Raw genomic sequence first — 18,562 nt, 5'->3', positions numbered from 1 at the left:
CGTGGAGACATTGCAGGGCGCTCACGCTCATTCGTTCTATCGGCTTCGGCTGGCCAGTGGGCTGCTCCTGCTGGAGGCGGGACTGCTCCTGTTGCAGGGGCAGCGCGATGACAAGGACCGGCGTTTCTGGAGCGAGGTGGTGGCCGCAGGATTGGCCAGTGCGGCGGCGGGGTTCGAGCTTCTCGCGGTGGGGACGGAGCAGACCCTGCTGGGCGTCGGGCGGAACAGCGCGATTGCGCGGGGAGCGGACATCAGCCTGGGGCGCTATCGGCTGTGGGGGGCGGGGTTGGCGACGGTGGGGGGCGTTGTCAGTATTACGTGGGACGTTTCAGATGCGAGAGAAGCCGACGTTCGATCTAAATCATTGCTGGCGACGACTTATTGGCTGCGAGCTGGATCTACGATCGCCCTACTTTTGGGGCAGGGAGGAATAGCATTTTCGCAGGCAAGTGCGCTTTTCCAGTGGCTATCAATCAGCGCAACCAGTGAAAAGACCAGCAGATTACTTACTACTCTTTCCACACTTTCTGCAAAGCTGGCAGCCAACCGTACTGCCATGATGTTCCTGAGCCGCTTAAGCTGGATAGGCGGCGCTATTGTACTCGGCACCACTATAACCTTACTCATTATCGATGATGATGCATTGGAGAAGTGGTGTAGCAAATGCTGCTTCCGTCTTAAACCATCAGACAAAGGATATATGAAGGACACTGAAGAGCTAGAAGCCTTATTCAGCGCCATGAGCGAGGTTATATAGTGTATTTTTTTGAATGGCTTTCATGGCTTGCCGCCATTGACCCAAAAGAAGAGCGCGAAGCCTTTGAGAAACAGAACAAGACTATAAAAAAGAGAATAATTTATGAAGGCGAGGAAGAAAAAGAAATTGCAGCCGCAAAAAAATCAGCATGCGACGCCCCAAAAAGTCGGGGCCCAGTCTACGTGTTCAACGAGAATGTACTCGAAATGCGCAGCGGCATGTGGGAAGATAAGCGCGGACTAATCAGCATATTATCTCTCACAGTAATAATGATGATAATCAGCGGACTAGAAATTGCTTTCAACTCGATAAAAACTTTAATCGACCTTGCTTCTGATTATCAGGGAGAACCGTATGGTGAAAGGCTATATTTAGCACTTTTCTTTCTTAGCACAACCCTTTGTATCTTGTGGCTTTATCTGAAATATGGTTTGCGTTTCACACGTTTTGAAATGTTCACGTCACGCCACTTGTTGATACGTTTCAACCGCATCACCCAGCAGGTCTACCTCCACCGCCCTGCCTACTGTGGTGGAATCGTCACGCTCCCGTGGAACGGTGTATCGTCCAGCGGCGCGGATAAAAAATCTACCATAGCAAGTGGTGTGGGTCTCCCGTTGGCGCTCACATGGTCGTCCGCCTTCACCGGCACACTACGTACCGAACTGATCTGGGTAGGCAAGTCCTCGAACAATTTCACGGAGCTTCAAGCCGAATGGGAGTTTATCCGTCGCTTCATGGATGAAGGTCCAGAAGGACTACCACGCCCCCACATCACCTCGCACTTCCCCTGGCCCTGGCAAGCCTTCACGCCTCAGTTCGAAGGCTTGACCCACTACTTCCGCAGTTCCCCACCCGTCCTCAAATGCGGCCTGCTGCTGCTCTCTCCTGCCTTCCTGATCATCGGAACAGGCCACTGGGTGAGTCTTCTGCTGTGCTGGAAACCTCGCTGGCCCAGGATCATCCGTGAAGCCGGCCTGCCGGGAAAACCCGTCCCGGCAGTAACCTCCGTTGACGATTACCCACCCCATATCCAGGAAAGGCTGCGGGAAAACGCCTACCTCTGGGCCATACGGCCAGGCAAACGGCCGGAGAGGAAACCCCGTGCCTCTAAACGTCGGCCCAAGAGCCCAATTCAAACTCCCGATATCGAGAAGGATAAGCACCATGGGGCCGACAGTATCGGTCAGCCGTAGAGCCAGGCTGATCTCGTTCGGCATGGAGGGCGTGGCAGCCAAGACACGGCTGCTCACCTGATAGTTGCAAGGTACAGCCCTACCTACCGTCAATCACAGAAAAGTAAACACCTCTGCCGCCGCCAACCGCGACTTGCTCAGCCCGGCATTGAAATCCTCCTCGCTGCGATAGCCCAGGCTCAGCAGCACCACGCTGGTGAAGCCCTGCTCGCGCAGGCCCAGTTCGGCGTCCAGGGCCTTGGCGTCGAAGCCTTCGATCGGCGTGGCGTCCAGGCCGTGGGCGGCGGCGCCCAGCAGTGCGGTGCCCAGGGCCAGGTAGACCTGCTTCTCCATCCAGTGCTGCAGGTCCTTGAAGTCATGGCGGTGCAGGTCGACGTAGCCGCGGCGGGTCTGGTCCTGGCCATCACGGGCCTGTTCGGTGCGGAAGCGCCCGTCGGCGGCCTCCTGCGCCAGCACCGCCTGCAGGTGGGCTTCGGTCATGTTGGTGCGGGCGGCGAACACGATCACATGGGAGGCGTCGCGCAGCTTCGGGCTGTTGTAGGCGAAACGCTCATCGGTGGCCTTGGCCAGGCGCGCCTTGCCTTCGGCGCTGTCGGCCACGACGAAGTGCCAGGGCTGCGAGTTGACCGAGGACGGGCTGTGGCGCAGCTGCTCGAGCAACGCATCGATGGTGGCCTGGGGAATCCTGCGGCTGGCGTCGTAGGCTTTGGTGGTGTAACGGCGTTTGGCGAGGGCAACGGTATCCATCTACGGCAATTCCTCAAAGGGATCGTGAATGAGCCGCATCTTATCTTCCCGGCGGCAAAGAAAAACCAGCACAATGCAGCAACACTTTCATCCCTGGAGTGAAAATGCTGCGCATCAACGATCTCGAACTGTTCGCCCGTGCCAGCGCCCTGGGCAGCTTTACCGCTGCGGCCCACGAGGCCGACCTGCTGCCCGGCCAGGTGGCGGCGGCGATCAAGCGCCTGGAACGCGAACTGGATGTGCGCCTGTTCGCCCGCACCACCCGCAGCCTGCGCCTGACCGCCGAGGGCGAGCTGTACCTGCCCACCGCCCAGCGCGTGCTCGATGCCCTGCGCCAAGGCCGCGAGGACCTGCACGGCAGCCACAGCTGCCTGCGCGGCGTGCTGCAGGTGGCGGCGCCGTCAGACATGGGGCGCAACCTGCTGCGGCCCTGGCTCAGCGCGTTTCGCCGCGAGCATCCGGGGCTCGGCCTGCGCTTCTTTCTCTCCGACCAACTGGCCGACCTCTACCGCGACCCGGTGGATGTCGCCATCCGCTACGGCCAGAACGAGGACGCCAACTACATCGCCCTGCCCCTGGCACCGTGGAACCGTCGGGTGCTGGTGGCCTCGCCCGACTACCTGGCCCGCCATGGCCGGCCGGGCAGCCCCGACGACCTGCAGCAGCACGACTGCCTGCTGTACCTGCAGCAGAGCCGGGTCTACGACAAATGGCGGCTGGGCAACCGCACCGTGCAGGTGCGCGGGCCGCTGTTCAGCGACGACGCCGACGTGGTGCGGCGCTGGGCGCTGGAAGGCGAAGGCATCGTCTACAAGTCGTGGCTGGATGTCAGCGCCAATGTTGCCGCCGGCGAGCTGGAGGTCCTGCTGCCCGAACACCCCGGCGAGCTGACCCCGGTGACCCTGGTATGCCCGCACCGCAAGCAGCTCACCCCTGCGGTGGCCCAGCTGCACCTGTGGCTGCGCGAGCGCTTCGCCACGCTGCGCCCGGAGGGCATGTTGCAGCCGCTGTCGCCGGGCGTATAGTGCATCCACCCCCGACTGCAAGGAGCTGTCATTCATGCCGAGCCTGGAGTTTCTCGTTACCGCGCTGATCATCGTGCTGATTCCCGGCAGCGGGGTCATCCTCACCGTCTCCAGCGCCCTGGTGGCCGGGCGCCGCGCCTGCCTGTGGACTGCCTCCGGCTGCACCCTGGGTATCGTCCCGCACCTGCTGGCCTCGGTGCTGGGCCTTTCGGCCTTGCTGCACACCAGCGCCCTGGCCTTCCAGGGCCTGAAGTTCGCCGGCGTCGCCTACCTGCTGTACCTGGCCTATGCCACCTGGCGCGACCGCGCGGCCTTCGCCGTGGACACCCAGGCCACCCCGGCCAGGGCCGGCCAGCTGGTGCTCAAGGCCTGCCTGCTGAACATCCTCAACCCCAAGCTGACGCTGTTCTTCCTCGCCTTCCTGCCGCAGTTCATCAGCCCCCAGGCCGGTTCCGCGACCGTGCAGATGCTCGGCCTGAGCGCGGTGTTCATGGCCATGACCTTCGTCGTCTTCGTGATCTATGGCCTGCTCGCCCACCTGTTCCGCCGCGCCGTGATCGACTCGCCCCAGGTACAGGCCTGGCTACGGCGCAGCTTCGCCGCCTCGTTCGCCGGGCTTGGCATCAACCTGGCGTTCGCCCAGCGCTGACGGCTGCACAATCGTTCTAAACGCCCGGGCCGTTTCTGCGTTAAGGTCGTCTACCGACACCCGCACGGCCCGCGCCCATGAGCAACTGGATCGACCTCAGACAGGACGCCGACACCGGCATCGAGTCGGTCCGCGCCCATTTCACCGGCCATGCCTACGACCCGCACTGGCACGACAGCTTCCTGGTCGGGGTGACCGAACAGGGCGTGCAGCAATTCAACTGCCGCCGCGCACGCCACAACAGCACCCCAGGCCAGGTGTTCGTGCTCGAGCCGGGCGACCTGCACGACGGCCATGCACCCACCGTTGAGGGTTTCACCTACTCGACCCTGTACCTGGATGCCAACTGGCTGGAAACCGAGCTGCGCGCCCTGTTCGAACACGCGCCCTCGGGCGCCCTGCCCAGCTTCGGCACCCTGCTGCACCAGGATCCGCGCCTGGCCGGGGCCACCGCCCGGGCCTTCGAGACGGTGCATTACAACGATCTGCGCATCGTCCGCCAGACCGCCCTGGACGACCTGCTGGCCTGCCTCACCGGCCACCTGCACTGGCGCAAGCGCCTGGACCCCGATCCACGCTTGCCGTTGTGCGCCCAGGTCGCCCGCGATTACCTGCACACGCACCTGGACCAGGACATCGGCCTGGTCGAGCTGGCGCAGGTGTGCGGCGTCGACCGCTTCCGCCTGACCCGGGCGTTCAAGGCGGCTTTCGGCCTGGCGCCGCATGCCTACCTGATCCAGCTGCGCCTGGCCCGTGCACGGCGGCGGCTGGCCCTGGGTGAAACGCCGGCCAGCGTCGCCACCTCCCTGGGCTTTGCCGACCAGAGCCATCTGGGCCGCTGGTTCCGCCGCGCCTACCGGCTGACCCCGGCGGACTACCGCAAGCGCTGCTCAAACCTTCCAGACTGAACCCGCGCCCGGCGCGACCATGGCGCTTCGATCACTCGGAGCCTTGACCATGTCGCATACGCTGTTGCCCTTCATCCTCTTCGCCCTGGCCGCCAGCATCAGCCCCGGGCCGACCAACCTGCTGATCCTCGCCCACGGAGCCAGGCGCGGCCTGCGCGCCAGCCTGGCGCCGATCGTGACGGCCTGCTGCGCGGCGGCGGCAGTGGTGCTGCTGGTGGGCCTGGGGCTGGGCGAGGTGCTGCTGCGCTACCCGCTGGCGCAGCAGGCCATGAGTTGGGTGGGCGCCCTGTGGCTCAGCTGGCTGGCCTGGAAGATGCTGCGCAGCGCCGGTGCGCCGCTGCAGGCGGGCAGCGATAGCGGCCTGGACCCGCTGAGCGCGGCGACCCTGCAGGTGGTCAACCCCAAGGTGTGGGTGACGGCGGTGGCAATGGTCGGCCTGTTCGCCGGCCCGGCACTGCCGATGTGGTGGTTGAGCCTGGTGTTCCTGCTGATCGCCCTGCCGAGCATGACCGCGTGGGCGCTGATGGGCATCGGCAGCGCCCGCTGGTTACGTTCGCCCCAGGCGCTGCGGGTGTTCAATCAGGGCCTCGCCGGCCTGCTGCTGGTGTCGGCGTGGTCGGCCTTGCTGGTGTGACGCGGCGGGCATCGGCCTTCAGCGCGCGGTAGCCGCGCGCAGACGCAGCCCCAGGCGCGGCCCGAACACATTGATCAGCAGCCCGAGCATCACCAGCAGCGCGCCCCAGCCCTGGGCCTCGCTCAGGCGCTCGCCCAGCAACACGGCCGAGGAGCTCAGGCCGACCACCGGCACCAGCAGCGAGAACGGCGCCACCTTGCCCGCCGGGTGGCGCGACAACAGGGTGCTCCACAGGCTGTAGCCGACCATGGTGGCGACGAAGGCCAGGTAGGCCAGGGCCAGCACCGAGCTCCAGCCGATGTTGGCCAGGGCATGGCCGATGCGCTCGGGCCCTTCCAGCCACCAGGACAGCGCCAGGAACGGCAGCGGCGGGATCAGCCCGCCCCAGATCACCAGGGCGACCAGGTCGACCTTGCCGAAGCGCCGGGTGATGATGTTGCCCATGCCCCACATGGCGCCGCCGCACAGGGTCAGCAACAGTGCGAGCAACGGCACGTGGCCGCTGTCCTCGCTGCCGATCACCGCCAGGCCGCCGGCGGCCACCAGCAAGCCCAGCACGCTGGCCAGGCGCAGCCGCTCGCCGAGGAACAGCGCGGCAAAGCCCAGGGTGAAGAACGCCTGGGACTGCAGCACCAGCGAAGCCAGCCCCGGCGGCATGCCACTGGCCATGGCCTGGAACAGGAAGGCGAACTGGCCCAGGGAGATGGTCGCGCCGTAGGCGATCAGCCAGCGCCAGGGCAGGTTCGGGCGCTTGATCAGGAACACCGCCGGAAAGGCCACCAGCAGAAAGCGCAATGCCCCCAGCAGCATCGGCGGCAGGCCGTCGAGGCCGACCTTGATGACCACGAAATTGACGCCCCAGGCGATGATCACCACCAGGGCGATCAGCAGGTCCTTGAGTGGCATGGCACGCATTCCTTCTTCAGGCTTGTTATAGACATATTTGGTTACAGCATAAGGGCATCGCGCCGCCTCGGACCAGCACAGTTGCGCGCCAGCCTTGCGCAACAGTCGGCTGTGATGGCTGCGGAACACTCATGAAAACCCTGCGCAAGCTTCACTTGACCAGACTTGTATATACATGCTCATATCGGGCTTCGGCCATCCGCCCTGCGTCCCGCCGATAGCCGCCGCCTTTCACAAAAACAACGAAGCGGAGCCCTCCCCGATGTCCAGCAAACCCGTGATCGAGCGCCGCTCGATCGACTACATCCCCGAGTCTGAACGCCATGGACGCGTCTACAGCCAATTCACCCTGTGGCTGGGAGCCAACCTGCAGATCACCGCGATCGTCACCGGCGCCCTGGCCGTGGTGCTGGGCGGCGATGTGTTCTGGTCGTTGATCGGCCTGCTGCTCGGGCAACTGGTCGGCGGCGCGGTGATGGCCCTGCACGCCGCCCAGGGGCCGCGCCTGGGGCTGCCGCAGATGATCTCCAGCCGGGTGCAGTTCGGCGTGTACGGCGCGGCCATCCCCATGGCCCTGGTGTGCCTGATGTACCTGGGCTTCACCGCCACCGGCACGGTGCTGTCCGGCCAGGCCATCGGCCAGTTACTGAGCATCAGCGACAGCGCCGGCATTCTCATCTTCGCCGGAGTGATCGTGCTGGCGACCCTGGCCGGCTACCGGGTGATTCACTGGATCGGTCGGGTGGCCAGCGTGCTGGGGATCATCGCCTTCGTCTACCTGTTCAGCCGCATCCTGATGCTCGCCGACATCGGCCAGCTGCTCGACAACCGCCATTTCAGCTGGGCCAGCTTCCTGCTGGCGGTGTCGCTGGCGGCGTCCTGGCAGATCGCCTTCGGCCCGTACGTGGCCGACTACTCGCGCTACCTGCCCAGCCATACCTCGCCGCTCAAGACCTTCCTCGCCGCCGGCCTGGGCTCGGTGATCGGCGCCCAGGCCTCGATGATCCTCGGCGTGTTCGCCGCGGCCATCGCCGGCGGCCAGTTCTCCGGGCGCGAGGTGGCCTACATCGTCGGCCTGGGCGGCGCCGGCACCACGGCGGCGCTGCTGTACTTTTGCATCGCCTTCGGCAAGGTGACCATCTCCACCCTCAACAGCTACGGCAGCTTCATGTGCATCGCCACGATCATCAGTGGTTTCCGGGGTCACCTGCAGATCAGCCGAATCCAGCGCCTGGTGTTCGTGCTTGGCATCGTCGGCGCCGCGACCCTGGTCGCCCTGCTCGGCCAGCATTCGTTCCTCAGCGCGTTCAAGTCGTTCATCCTGTTCCTGCTGACCTTCTTCGTGCCGTGGAGCGCGGTGAACCTGGTGGACTACTACTTCATCACCAAGGAACGCTACGACATCCCGGCGTTGGCCGATCCTGACGGCCGTTACGGGCGCTGGAACTGGCCGGGCATCGGCGTGTACACCTTCGGCGTGCTGGTGCAGATGCCGTTCATCGACACCAAGCTGTACACCGGGCCCATGGTCGCGCACCTGGGCGGCGTGGACGTGTCGTGGCTGATCGGCCTGGTGGTGCCGAGCGTGCTGTATTACTGCGTGGCCCGCCGCCGGGCGGCCGAGGCGCCGGCCGGGATCATCGTGCCGGAGGGGCGCTGAGCCGGGTTGCTCACACATATCCTGCATGAGATCGCCCAGCCCCTCGGGCTGGGCTGTCGCACATGAAATGGTGTCCCTGTGGGAGCAACTGTCTTGCTAACTTTTAGAATCTGGCGCGATCCCTGTGGGAGCGGGCTTGCCCGCGAACACGGGCGAAGCCCGTGCCATCCACCACGGTGTCGGCTTCGCGGGTAAACCCGCTCCCACAGGTTCTCTGCCCGCCGGCCCAGCCAGATAGGCTGGGCGATCTCTTACGGGACACTGTCATCTTTCGGTCAAGCAACTGTCGTAATCTGCGGCGCAACTCTGTGCCACGGGTCTTCGGCATGCCTCGCCTGCTTCTGCTTCTGCTGTGCCTGCTCCCGGGCCTGGCCTGCGCCGGGCCCGCGCAACTGCATATCCAGGGCTCCAACACCATCGGCGCGGCCCTTGGCCCGGCCCTGGTGCAGGGGCTGCTGCAGGCCCAGGGCGCAAGCGCCATCGAGCACCGGCCCGGCGCCACGGCCAACGAGACCGAGGTCCACGCCCGCGATCCGGATGGCCAGCCCGTGCGCATCGACATTGCCGCCCACGGCACCAGCACCGGCTTTGTCGCGCTGGCCCGGGGCGAGGCCAACCTGGCCGCGGCCTCGCGGCCGATCAGCGACAGCGAGGCGCAACAGTTGCAGGCCCTGGGCAACCTGCGCGGCGCGGGCTCGGAACAGGTGATCGGCCTGGATGGCGTGGCGGTGATCGTCCACCCGGACAACCCGCTCACGCAACTGAGCACCGAGCAACTGGCCCAGGTGTTCTCCGGCCAGCTGCAGCGCTGGGAACAGCTGGGCGTGCCCGGCGGGGCGATCCACCTGTATGCCCGCGATGATCGCTCCGGCACCTTCGAAACCTTCAAGGCCCTGGTACTTGCCCCTCAGCAAGCGGCACTGACCACCCAGGCGCGGCGCTTCGAGTCCGCCGACGAACTGGCCGCCCAGGTCATGGCCGACCGCCAGGCCATCGGCTTCAGCGGCCTGGCCACGGTCCACCGGGCCAAGGCACTGGCCGTGGCCGAGGGCGATGCACCGGCGCTGCCACCCAGCCGTGCCCTGGTGGCCAGCGAGGACTACCCGCTGTCGCGTCGCCTGTTCTTCTACCTCCCCGCCCACCCCACGCCGCTGGCCAAGGCGCTCGCCGAGTTTGCCCAAAGTCCCGCCGGCCAGGCCATCGTCGCCGAGCAGGGTTTCGTTTCCCAGCAGATCAAGCCACAGCAGATCGCGGCCCAGGGCGACATGCCGCCACGCTATCGGACACTGGCCGCCGAGGCCCAGCGCCTGAGCGTGAACTTCCGCTTCCAGGAAGGCAGCGCCGGCCTCGACAACAAGGCCCTGCGCGATGTGCAGCGGGTCGGCGACTACCTGCGCCAGGCCGGCAAGCTACAGGGCAAGGTGGTGCTGGTGGGCTTCGGCGATCCCAAGGAGACACCGGGCCGCGCCGCGCTGCTGTCGCGCCTGCGGGCCATGGCGGTGCGCCGCGAGCTGGCCCGCGTCGGGGTGCAGGTCAGGGACGTGGCGGGCATGGGCGACGAACTGCCGGTGGCCGGCAACGACCTGGAGCAGGGGCGCCTGCGCAACCGCCGGGTCGAGGTCTGGGTGTACTGACCCGCTCAGCCGCCATCGGGCAGTTCGATCCGCGCCACCAGCCCACCGCCAACGCGATTGCGCAGGGTCAGCTCGCCGCCCTGCTCGCGCACGCTGGCACGGGCGGCCGAAAGGCCGAGGCCGACGCCGCCGGTATCGCGGTTGCGCGAGCCCTCCAGCCGGTAGAACGGCTCGAACACCTGCTGCAGGGCCTCCTCGGGAATACCTGGCCCGCTGTCGCGAACCTCGATGACGATCAGGTGAGCGGCGCGGCGCAGCGTTATCTGCGGATCGCGGGCATACTTCATGGCGTTTTCCACCAGGTTGACGACCACCCGCTTGGTCGCCAGCGGGCGGCCGTCATGCACCAGGTGCGCCGGGCCCTTGAAGGCGATGTCAAGGTGCTGGTCGCGGTAGTCGTCAACCAGGGTCTGCAACAGCTCCGACAAATCATAGGCCGTGCGCTGCTCCAGTTGCGTGCCCTCGCGGAAAAACGCCAGGGCCTCGTTGATCATCGTCTGCATCTCGTCGACGTCGCGGATCAGCTTGCGCTGGTGGTCCAGGTCCTCCATGAACTCGCTGCGCAGGCGCATGCGCGTCAACGGCGCGCGCAGGTCGTGGGAGATGGCCGCGAGCATGTGGGTGCGCTCGCGGAGGAAGTGCTGGATCTGCGCCTGCATGGTGTTGAAGGCGATGATTGCCTGGCGGATTTCCTCGGGGCCCTCGCTGGCGATGGGCGGCGCCTGCAGGTCACCGCCGAAACGCCGCGCCGCACTGGCGAAGCGTTGCAGCGGCGCGGCCAGCTGGCGGGTGGCGAGCCAGGCCACCAGCAACGTCGCCACCAGCCCCAGACCGATGACCACCGCCAGGCGCGCCGTCGCGCTCATGCCCCAGCTGCGCTCCGGCGGCACGAACAGCAGCCAGCTGTCATCAGCCAGCGCGACCAGCGCCACGTAGTGCGCCTCGGCGCTGCCCATGGGCCAGTCATCCGGGTTGTACACTTCGATCGGCCGCGAGGGCCCCAGCAACTGGGCCATCGCCGGCACCTGCCCGGAATTGAGCATGGTGCCCGGGCCAGGCAGGCCAAAGTCGTCACGCCGGGTACTCCAGGTCACCCGCAGCGTTGGCGTGCTCGCCGCCTCGGCCAGCTGCCCGCGCAGCGTCGCCGGCGCGGTCTCGATCACCCGGGTGGTCACGGCGATCTGCTCGAGCAGGCCGGTGCGTTCGATGGGCGGGCGTGCCCAGCTGCCGGCAACCTGGACGAACAGGGCATTGAACGCCAGCGAGGCAAGCAATGCGGTGAAAATGGTCAGGGCGATGCGCTTGCGCAGAGTGTCGCGACCCAGCAGGCGACGGATCACGAGCGGGTCACCGTGGCGCTGAACAGGTAGCCGCCATAGCGCACGGTGCGAATCAGGTCCGGGCGCTTGCTGTCGGGCTCGATCTTGCGCCGCAGACGGCTGACCTGCACGTCGATGCTGCGGTCGAAGGCGTCATGGCCGTGGCCACGGGTCAGGTCGATCAACTGCTCGCGGGTGAGGATGCGCTGCGGGTGCTCGAGAAACACCACCAGCAGGTCGAACTCGGCGCCGGACAGCGGCACCATCACCCGCTCGGGCGAGCGCAGCTCGCGGCAAGTGATGTCCAGCTGCCAACCGGCGAAACCGATCACCGGTCGCGCCGCCTCGCCCCGCGGTGGCTGTTCACCAACCCGGCGCTGCACGGCGCGCAGGCGGGCCAGCAGTTCACGTGGATCGAACGGCTTGGTCAGGTAATCGTCGGCGCCCAGTTCCAGGCCGATGATGCGGTCGCTCAGTTCGGCCATGGCGGTGAGCATGATGACCGGCACCCCAAGCTGCGCACGCAGCTTCTGGCACAGGCCCAGGCCACTTTCGCCGGGCAGCATCAGGTCGAGGATGATCGCATCCGGGCGCTGCCGGGCGATGGCTGCCCACATCGCCTGCCCCTCGGCGGCCAGGTCCACCTCGTAGCCGTGCTGGACGAAGAACTGCTTCAGCAAGGCGAGGATTTCGACGTCGTCATCGACGATCAACAGTCTGCTCACGGTGATACCGATCCGGGAAAAAAGGCGTATCTAAAACCATTGCGCCACGCGGGTCATTTATTTCAATCGCGCAACATTTCGTCATGCACGACACAAAGCGGACATCACCCGGCAACGATGACCCTTCACCCTGCCAGCCTTCCATTACCGAGGGCTCCCCATGAAGATAGTCGACAGCCGCAACAGCACCGATGGGCATGAGGGTTCCGCGTCCCTGATCCTCAGCCAGCGCAACACCCAGCGCGGACAATCGGGTTCCCTGATCGTGCAGCAGGAGAGCCTGGAGCTGGCAAACGAACAGGGCTACGTCACCCTGCGTCGATATTTCGAACACTACGACCCGACCTTTGGCGAATGGGTCGAGTACAGCCACACCGTTCCCGTCCGTGACCTCGTGCACTGGCTGATGGCACGCGGACAGTTGCGCATCCAGACATCGCAGGACGTGCCCCACCTGCAAGCGGCCCATCCGACCCGGCGCGAGGTTCGCCACCCATGAGTCGGCGTCACCTTCTGGCACTGGTGCTGACGTCCACCCTGGGCCTGTCCGCGTGCGGCAGCAACAAGCCGACACCGACCGGCTACCTCAAGGATTACGGATTACTCACCCCGCACCAGGCGCCTTCGGGCGCAACGGTGCTCAGCTGGGCCGACCCGAAATGGCCAAAGGGCCGTTACATCGAGGTCTACCTGGCACCCAGCCGGTTCTACCCGGCGCCCGAGCCGAGCACGCGCATCCCCCAGGCCACCCTCGCCAGCATCACCCACTACTACGATGCGGTACTGCGCAACGAACTGGGCAAGGTGATGACGGTGGTCGACAGGCCCGGCCCGAACACCCTGGTGGTCAGGCCGGCCATCACCCGCATCAGCGCCGACACCCAGGGCCTGCGCTTCTACGAGTGGCTGCCGATCACCCTGGTCGCGGCCGGGGTGAGCAGCGCCGCGGGCATTCGCGACCGGGACAGCGCGATTGCCAGCGAGCTGTCGTTCGAGGCGGGCGCAAGCGGCAAGGTGGTCGGCGAGGCGATGCTCGCGGGTACCGGCGTACCGCTGGATAACGACCGCCAGGTAATGACCGCCGACAACGTCAAGGCCGTGCTCGACGGCTGGGCCGTGGACCTGCGCCAGGGCTATGCGGCGCCGCTCAGGTAGCGTGACGCTTCACAGGACAAGCCCAGCTCGCCTGGTCAGGCCTTGAGCGAGGCCATGTCGATGACAAAGCGGTACTTCACGTCGCCGGCGATCATCCGCTCGTAGGCCTGGTTGATGTTACGGATGTCGAGCCTTTCGATATCGCAGCTGATCCCGTGCTCGGCGCAGAAGTCGAGCACCTCCTGGGTTTCGGCGATACCGCCGATCAAGGAACCTGCCAGCACCCGGCGCTGCATCACCAGGTTGGCCGCATGTACCGGTGGATCAACCGGTTCGATCAGCCCGACCAGGATGTGCACGCCGCCAAACTTCAGGGTTTGCAGGTAGGGGTTGAGGTCGTGCTGCACCGGGATGGTGTCGAGCAGGAAATCGAAGCGACCCGCCGCACTGCGCATCTGTTCGGCATCGGTGGAGACGATCACATGGTCGGCGCCCTGCCGACGGGCTTCCTCGGCCTTGGCCGCGGAGCGGGTGAACAGGGTCACTTCCGCCCCCAGGGCCTTGGCCAGCTTGATGCCCATATGGCCCAGGCCACCCATGCCCAGCACGCCCACCTTGTGCCCGGGGCCCACGCCGTGGTGCTTGAGGGGCGAATAGGTGGTGATGCCGGCGCACAGGATCGGCGCCGCGCTGGCCAGGTCCATGCCCTCGGGAATGCGCAGGACGAAATGCTCGCTGACCACGATGCTGCTGGAGTAGCCGCCCATCGTGTTGCTGCCGTCGACCCGGTCGGGGGTGGCGTAGGTCATGGTCGGGCCTTCCAGGCAGTACTGTTCGACGTCCTGGCGACAGGCCTCGCAGTGACGGCAGGAATCGACCATGCAGCCGACGCCGACCAGATCACCGACCTGGTAACGGCTGACCTGCGCACCCACCGCGCTGACCCGGCCGACGATCTCGTGGCCCGGCATCAGCGGGTACACAGCGATGCCCCATTCGTTGCGGGCCTGGTGGATATCGGAATGGCACACGCCACAGTAGAGGATCTCGATGACCACATCGTCGGGCCGCGGGCTGCGGCGCTGGAAGGTCATGGGGGCCAGGGGGCTGGTGGGCGATTGGGCGGCGTAACCGATGGCGGTGTACATGGGGAACCTCGTGCAAGTGAAACGATTCAGGCGACGCATTCTGCGCGCCAGGATCAGCCTCGCCCACCGCCGATTCTCCAGTATGCATGCCTGATTCTCCGGACCTTGCCACCAACCTCTGGCATGACCCCGCGAATCTGCGAAGATGCCAGTGTCCGATTCTCTGCCCGGGTTCACCATGCACCTGACTCACCATGTGGATGCCAATGCCACGCTCTGCTCGCTGATACGCGCCCTCGCCACAGGCCCGGGGTTCGTGCCCACCCTCCTGCCCCAGGTCCAGGTCCTGACCTGGGACCACTACGTGGCCAGCAGCCCGCAGATCTACGAACCCAGCCTGATCATCCTCGCCCAGGGCAGCAAGCTGGCGCGCCTGGGCCCGCGCACGTTGGAGTACGGTGCCGGGCATTACCTGGTGCAGGCGCTGTCGGTGCCGTTCATGTGCGAGACCTTCGCCACGCCCCAGGCGCCGCTGCTCGGCGTGGCGGTGGACATCGACCGCGCCCTGCTCGGCGAGCTGGTGCAAGGCATGGACCTGGCGCCGGATGCCGCGGTGCAGGCACAGACGCCACAGTCGATGACTTCGGCGGTGCTGGACACGGCCATGCGCGACAGCGTCGAACGCCTGCTGCAGTGCCTGCAGGACCCGCTGGACGCCAAGGTGCTGGGGCCGGCGCGGGTGCGCGAAGTGCTCTATACCGCCTTGCGCGGGCCACAGGCCGGCGTGCTGCGGGCGCTGGTCGAGCAACAGGGGCATTTCGCCCGGATCGGCGCGGCCCTGGCCTACCTGCGCGAGCACTACGCCGAACCGCTGGGGGTGGAAGAGCTGGCCAGCCGGGCGAACATGAGCGTGTCGACCTTCCACGAACACTTCAAGCGCTGCACCGACCTGGCGCCGATGCAGTACCTCAAGCGCCTACGCCTGCTCAAGGCGCAGCAGATGCTGATCGGCGAAGGGCTGGGCGTGGCCCAGGTGGCGCATCGGGTCGGCTATCAGAGCACTTCGCAGTTCAGCCGCGAGTACAAGCGCCAGTTCGCCCGCAGTCCGGGGGAAGAGCAGCCGTACCAGAGCCTGCCGGCCTGACCGGGGCCGTCGTAGCAGACTGCAAGAGCAGGATGCGTGGGAGCGGGCTTGCCCCGCGATCACCGGCGCAGCCGGTGCCATGCCCCCCCCATCGCGGGGCAAGCCCGCTCCCACGCAGGTCACGCGATCCACTACAAAAATCACTTGCAGGATGATCGCCTACTGGCGCAAAACCATCGCCACAATGGTCGCCTGCAGCTCGCGCTTGGCTGCTTCAGCCGTCAGCTCCCCGGCCGCCGCCGCCAGGGACAGCGCATCCGCCGCCCCCACCAGCACCCACAACCCGGCCACGCCGATATCGCCACCCGGCGCGAACGGCAGCAGCGCTTCACGGCATTTATCCATGAACGGCCCGTCATAACCACGCTTGAGCGCCTCCAGCTCCGGCGAGCCGGCCAGCGCGGCGCTGACCCCGGGGATCTCCCGGCCCTGGGTCGCCACGCAGTCCACATAGGCCTCGGCAATCACCCAGGCCCGCTCCGGCAGGCCCGCCGGACAACCGGCCAGGGCCTTGTCGAGCATGGCCGTCTGACGGGCGTCGTATTCCTGGTACAGCGCCAGCAACAAGCCGTTGCGGGTCTCGAAATGGTCGTACACCACCGGCTTGGTCACCCCGGCCTGCTCGGCCAGGCGCCCCAGGCTCAGGGCATCGGTGCCCTCCTCACGAACCAGCCGCCAGGCCACATCCAGCAACTGACGGCGGCGCTCCTCGCGGGACAGGCGTTTGCGCGGCGCGGTCTTTTCCTCGCTTGACATCGCTTACCTACCAAAAGTAACTTACTAAGAGTAACTTACCTCGAGTATATAACGCTCCCGGTGTCCCTGCATCCTGATTCTGGAGATTCCACCATGCATGCCCTGATCGTCATCGGTCACCACGACCCCGACTCCCTCACCCACGCCCTCGCCCAGCAGGTCGCCGAGGGCCTGCGCGCCGCCGGCCATACCAGCGAGTTCGCCGACCTGGCCAGCGAAGGCTTCGACCCACGCTTCAGCCTGGCCGACCACGCCGTGCACCGTCGTCTGGGCAAGCCACCAGCCGATGTGCTGGCCGAACAGGCGCGCATCGAGCGGGCCGACACCGTGGTCATGGTCTACCCCATCTACTGGTGGTCGCTGCCGGCCCTGCTCAAGGGCTGGGTCGAGCGGGTGTTCAGCAACGGCTGGGCCTTCGACCAGGCCGCCGACGGCAGCACCACCAAGCTGCTGCACGGGATGACCGCGCACCTGGTCGGCGTGGCCGGCGCCGACGCCGGCACCTTCGAACGCCATGGCTATGGCGAGGCCATGCGCGTGCAGATCGAGCACGGTATCTTCGACTACTGCGGTGCCCGGGTCATCAGTTCGACCCTGTTCACCGACAGTGAAGGCGCAGCCCCCGCCAGCCTCCTGCCACAAGCCCGTCAACTGGGGCTGACCCTGTTCGCAGGCCAGGAAGCTGCGGCCTGATGCGCCAGCGCGCGCCGCTGCGCAGGCAGCGGCGCGAATTGTTGTGACATGCCCCATTGCGAGACGATGAACCTCCCGGCTACCATTGAGAACGATTCACACTCACAACTGGATAGCCACCGTTGGACAGCACCTCGACCCGCAAGCTGGGCTTCTTCTTCAGCGACCACCATCGCTGGCTGCTCCAACACATCCACAAACGCCTGCGCAACCGTGCCGACGCCGAGGACACCGCCGCCGAGGCGTTCTGCCAGATGCTCGGCGCGCAGGTCGATCCGGACAGCATCCAGCAACCTCGCGCCTACCTGTCGACCATCGCCCGGCGGCTGATCTTCGACCGCCACCGTCGCCGTCAACTGGAACTGGCCTACCTCGAGCGCCTGGCGCTATTGCCTGAACAAGTCGCCCCATCGGCCGAAGAGCAATTGCTGCTGATCGAAGCGCTGGTGACCATCGACCAGGTGCTGGACGGCCTGCCCGCCATGGCCAAGGCCGCTTTCCTCTACAGCCAGCTCGACGGCATGAGCTATGTCGAGATCGCCGCCCGCCTGCAGATCTGCGAACGCACCGTCAGCCGCTACATGAAGCAGGCCCTGCGCCAATGCTACCTGTGCGAAGTACAACCATGAGCGCCCGCAGCCTGGACCCGATCGGCGAGCAGGCCATCGACTGGATGGTGGCACTCAATGCCCGCGCGCCGGACGATGCGCTGTTGCGCCAGCTGGAGCAGTGGCTGCGCCAGGACCCGGCGCACCAGCAAGCCTGGGACCGGCTGCAACAGCGCCTGGGCAAGCCCTGCGCGACCCTGCGCGCCCTCGAGCAACGGGCCCCCGGACAGGCCGCCGAGGCGCGCCGGGTGCTGCTGCAACCGAGCCATTCACGTCGCGAAGTGCTGGGCGCCCTGGCCAGCCTCGGCCTGCTTGGCGGGGCGCTCTGGGGCGGCTGGCGCAGCGACGCCACCCAGGGCTGGCTGGCCGACCTGCACACCGCCAGCGGCGAGCGGCGCAGCTTCACCCTGGCCGACGGCAGCCGGCTGAGCCTCAACAGCGCCAGCGCCGTGGACCTGCGTTTCGATGCCCGCCAACGCCTGGTGCTGCTGCGCCACGGCGAACTGGTCATCCAGGTCGCCGCCGACGCCGCACGACCGTTGCGCGTGCGTACCGCGCAGGGCCAGGTGCAGGCCCTCGGCACCCGCTTCCTGGTCCGCCAGGAAGACACCGCAACCCGCGTGGTGGTACTCGAACACAGCGTGCGCCTGAGCCTGCCCGACGGGCGCTGGCAAGACCTGCAACAAGGCCAGGCGGCGCTGCTGCGCAGCAACGGCATCGAGCGGCTGGGCAGCGAGCAACAACAGCGCGCGGCCTGGGTGGAGGGCCGCCTGGAAGTGCTCGACGAACCGCTGCATGTGGTGGTCGACGCCCTGCGCCCCTACCAGCGCGGCTACATGCGCCTGGCCCCGGCGGTGCGCGACTTGCGGGTACAGGGCGTGTTCCCGCTCGAGCAGCCGCAACAAGCCCTCTCGGCACTGGCCGAAACCCTGCCGGTCAGCATCGAGCACTTCGGCCCCTGGCTGACCTTGATCGGCCCAAAAGCGGCTACGTGAAACTTTTTTTGAAAATCATTCGC

20 protein-coding genes are annotated in these 18,562 nt (G+C 66.3%); 14 read left to right on the top strand and 6 right to left on the bottom strand.

Going from position 1 to position 18,562, the window contains the following annotated elements; all coding sequences use genetic code 11:
• Window positions 1-757 (top strand): hypothetical protein (locus POF53_RS09240; RefSeq protein WP_498967383.1); only part of this gene is annotated, 757 nt, incomplete at its 5' end.
• Window positions 757-1,953, top strand: a complete 1,197-nt coding sequence (locus tag POF53_RS09235) for a DUF6708 domain-containing protein (protein ID WP_498967381.1) — start codon at window positions 757-759, stop codon at window positions 1,951-1,953. The genes POF53_RS09240 and POF53_RS09235, both read left to right, overlap by 1 nt.
• 93 nt (window positions 1,954-2,046) lie before the next feature.
• Here POF53_RS09235 and nfsB read toward each other — a convergent pair whose 3' ends face one another.
• Complete coding sequence (gene nfsB / locus POF53_RS09230) at window positions 2,047-2,700, bottom strand: oxygen-insensitive NAD(P)H nitroreductase (protein WP_110733882.1); 654 nt, start codon at window positions 2,698-2,700, stop codon at window positions 2,047-2,049.
• 104 nt (window positions 2,701-2,804) lie between these two features.
• On the opposite strand from nfsB, the gene POF53_RS09225 reads away from it, so the two are divergent.
• The 4 genes from POF53_RS09225 to POF53_RS09210 all read left to right on the top strand — a co-directional run bounded on the left by POF53_RS09225 (window position 2,805) and on the right by POF53_RS09210 (window position 5,916).
• Window positions 2,805-3,725 (top strand): LysR family transcriptional regulator, encoded by a 921-nt coding sequence (locus POF53_RS09225; protein ID WP_050706153.1) that lies wholly within the window; start codon window positions 2,805-2,807, stop codon window positions 3,723-3,725.
• A 34-nt stretch (window positions 3,726-3,759) separates the two neighbouring features.
• Window positions 3,760-4,374, top strand: coding sequence for a LysE family translocator (locus tag POF53_RS09220; protein ID WP_254464827.1), 615 nt, complete (start codon window positions 3,760-3,762; stop codon window positions 4,372-4,374).
• Between the two features lie 77 nt (window positions 4,375-4,451).
• Window positions 4,452-5,282 carry an AraC family transcriptional regulator gene (locus POF53_RS09215; RefSeq protein ID WP_254464826.1) on the top strand — a complete coding sequence of 277 codons (831 nt, stop codon included), beginning with the start codon at window positions 4,452-4,454 and terminating at the stop codon, window positions 5,280-5,282.
• Window positions 5,283-5,331: 49 nt separating this feature from the next.
• Window positions 5,332-5,916, top strand: coding sequence for a LysE family translocator (locus POF53_RS09210; protein WP_232857107.1), 585 nt, complete (start codon window positions 5,332-5,334; stop codon window positions 5,914-5,916).
• Between the two features lie 18 nt (window positions 5,917-5,934).
• Here POF53_RS09210 and POF53_RS09205 read toward each other — a convergent pair whose 3' ends face one another.
• Window positions 5,935-6,822, bottom strand: coding sequence for an EamA family transporter (locus tag POF53_RS09205; protein WP_203647183.1), 888 nt, complete (start codon window positions 6,820-6,822; stop codon window positions 5,935-5,937).
• Between the two features lie 262 nt (window positions 6,823-7,084).
• On the opposite strand from POF53_RS09205, the gene POF53_RS09200 reads away from it, so the two are divergent.
• Both POF53_RS09200 and POF53_RS09195 read left to right on the top strand, forming a co-directional pair.
• On the top strand, window positions 7,085-8,482 hold the full coding sequence (locus POF53_RS09200; RefSeq protein ID WP_232857109.1) for a purine-cytosine permease family protein: 1,398 nt from the start codon (window positions 7,085-7,087) through the stop codon (window positions 8,480-8,482).
• A 326-nt stretch (window positions 8,483-8,808) separates the two neighbouring features.
• Window positions 8,809-10,116, top strand: coding sequence for a phosphate ABC transporter substrate-binding/OmpA family protein (locus POF53_RS09195; protein ID WP_498967376.1), 1,308 nt, complete (start codon window positions 8,809-8,811; stop codon window positions 10,114-10,116).
• 5 nt (window positions 10,117-10,121) lie between these two features.
• On the opposite strand, the gene POF53_RS09190 is transcribed toward POF53_RS09195, so the two are convergent.
• Window positions 10,122-11,456, bottom strand: a complete 1,335-nt coding sequence (locus POF53_RS09190; RefSeq protein ID WP_234561370.1) for an ATP-binding protein — start codon at window positions 11,454-11,456, stop codon at window positions 10,122-10,124.
• Window positions 11,453-12,160 carry a response regulator gene (locus tag POF53_RS09185; RefSeq protein WP_498967374.1) on the bottom strand — a complete coding sequence of 236 codons (708 nt, stop codon included), beginning with the start codon at window positions 12,158-12,160 and terminating at the stop codon, window positions 11,453-11,455. The genes POF53_RS09190 and POF53_RS09185 overlap by 4 nt, the downstream gene beginning before the upstream one ends.
• A gap of 160 nt (window positions 12,161-12,320) precedes the next feature.
• Between POF53_RS09185 and POF53_RS09180 the strand changes: the two genes are divergently transcribed.
• Window positions 12,321-12,659 (top strand): hypothetical protein, encoded by a 339-nt coding sequence (locus POF53_RS09180; RefSeq protein WP_232857111.1) that lies wholly within the window; start codon window positions 12,321-12,323, stop codon window positions 12,657-12,659.
• Window positions 12,656-13,315 carry a DUF3313 domain-containing protein gene (locus tag POF53_RS09175; protein WP_254464823.1) on the top strand — a complete coding sequence of 220 codons (660 nt, stop codon included), beginning with the start codon at window positions 12,656-12,658 and terminating at the stop codon, window positions 13,313-13,315. The genes POF53_RS09180 and POF53_RS09175 overlap by 4 nt, the downstream gene beginning before the upstream one ends.
• A 35-nt stretch (window positions 13,316-13,350) precedes the next feature.
• Here the strand turns inward: POF53_RS09175 and POF53_RS09170 are convergent, their stop codons facing one another.
• The gene (locus POF53_RS09170; protein ID WP_498967371.1) at window positions 13,351-14,403 is read right to left on the bottom strand and encodes an NAD(P)-dependent alcohol dehydrogenase; all 1,053 of its coding nucleotides are present in this window, start codon (window positions 14,401-14,403) and stop codon (window positions 13,351-13,353) included.
• Window positions 14,404-14,554: 151 nt separating this feature from the next.
• Between POF53_RS09170 and POF53_RS09165 the strand changes: the two genes are divergently transcribed.
• Window positions 14,555-15,487, top strand: coding sequence for an AraC family transcriptional regulator (locus tag POF53_RS09165; RefSeq protein WP_498967369.1), 933 nt, complete (start codon window positions 14,555-14,557; stop codon window positions 15,485-15,487).
• 159 nt (window positions 15,488-15,646) lie between these two features.
• On the opposite strand, the gene POF53_RS09160 is transcribed toward POF53_RS09165, so the two are convergent.
• The gene (locus POF53_RS09160; protein WP_254464822.1) at window positions 15,647-16,243 is read right to left on the bottom strand and encodes a TetR/AcrR family transcriptional regulator; all 597 of its coding nucleotides are present in this window, start codon (window positions 16,241-16,243) and stop codon (window positions 15,647-15,649) included.
• 93 nt (window positions 16,244-16,336) lie between these two features.
• On the opposite strand from POF53_RS09160, the gene POF53_RS09155 reads away from it, so the two are divergent.
• From POF53_RS09155 to POF53_RS09145, 3 genes are all read left to right on the top strand, one after another.
• Window positions 16,337-16,936, top strand: a complete 600-nt coding sequence (locus tag POF53_RS09155) for an NAD(P)H-dependent oxidoreductase (protein WP_254464821.1) — start codon at window positions 16,337-16,339, stop codon at window positions 16,934-16,936.
• A gap of 122 nt (window positions 16,937-17,058) precedes the next feature.
• Complete coding sequence (locus POF53_RS09150; protein WP_498967366.1) at window positions 17,059-17,565, top strand: sigma-70 family RNA polymerase sigma factor; 507 nt, start codon at window positions 17,059-17,061, stop codon at window positions 17,563-17,565.
• Window positions 17,562-18,539, top strand: coding sequence for a FecR family protein (locus POF53_RS09145; protein WP_254464819.1), 978 nt, complete (start codon window positions 17,562-17,564; stop codon window positions 18,537-18,539). Before POF53_RS09150 ends, POF53_RS09145 begins: the two co-directional genes overlap by 4 nt.
• Window positions 18,540-18,562 lie beyond the last annotated feature (23 nt).

Source organism: Mitsuaria sp. RG (assembly GCF_028369275.1).
Classification (GTDB): Bacteria; Pseudomonadota; Gammaproteobacteria; order Pseudomonadales; family Pseudomonadaceae; genus Aquipseudomonas; species Aquipseudomonas peradeniyensis.
The sequence above is the reverse complement of the archived record's forward strand: the minus strand, read 5'-3'. Positions and strand labels throughout refer to the sequence as shown.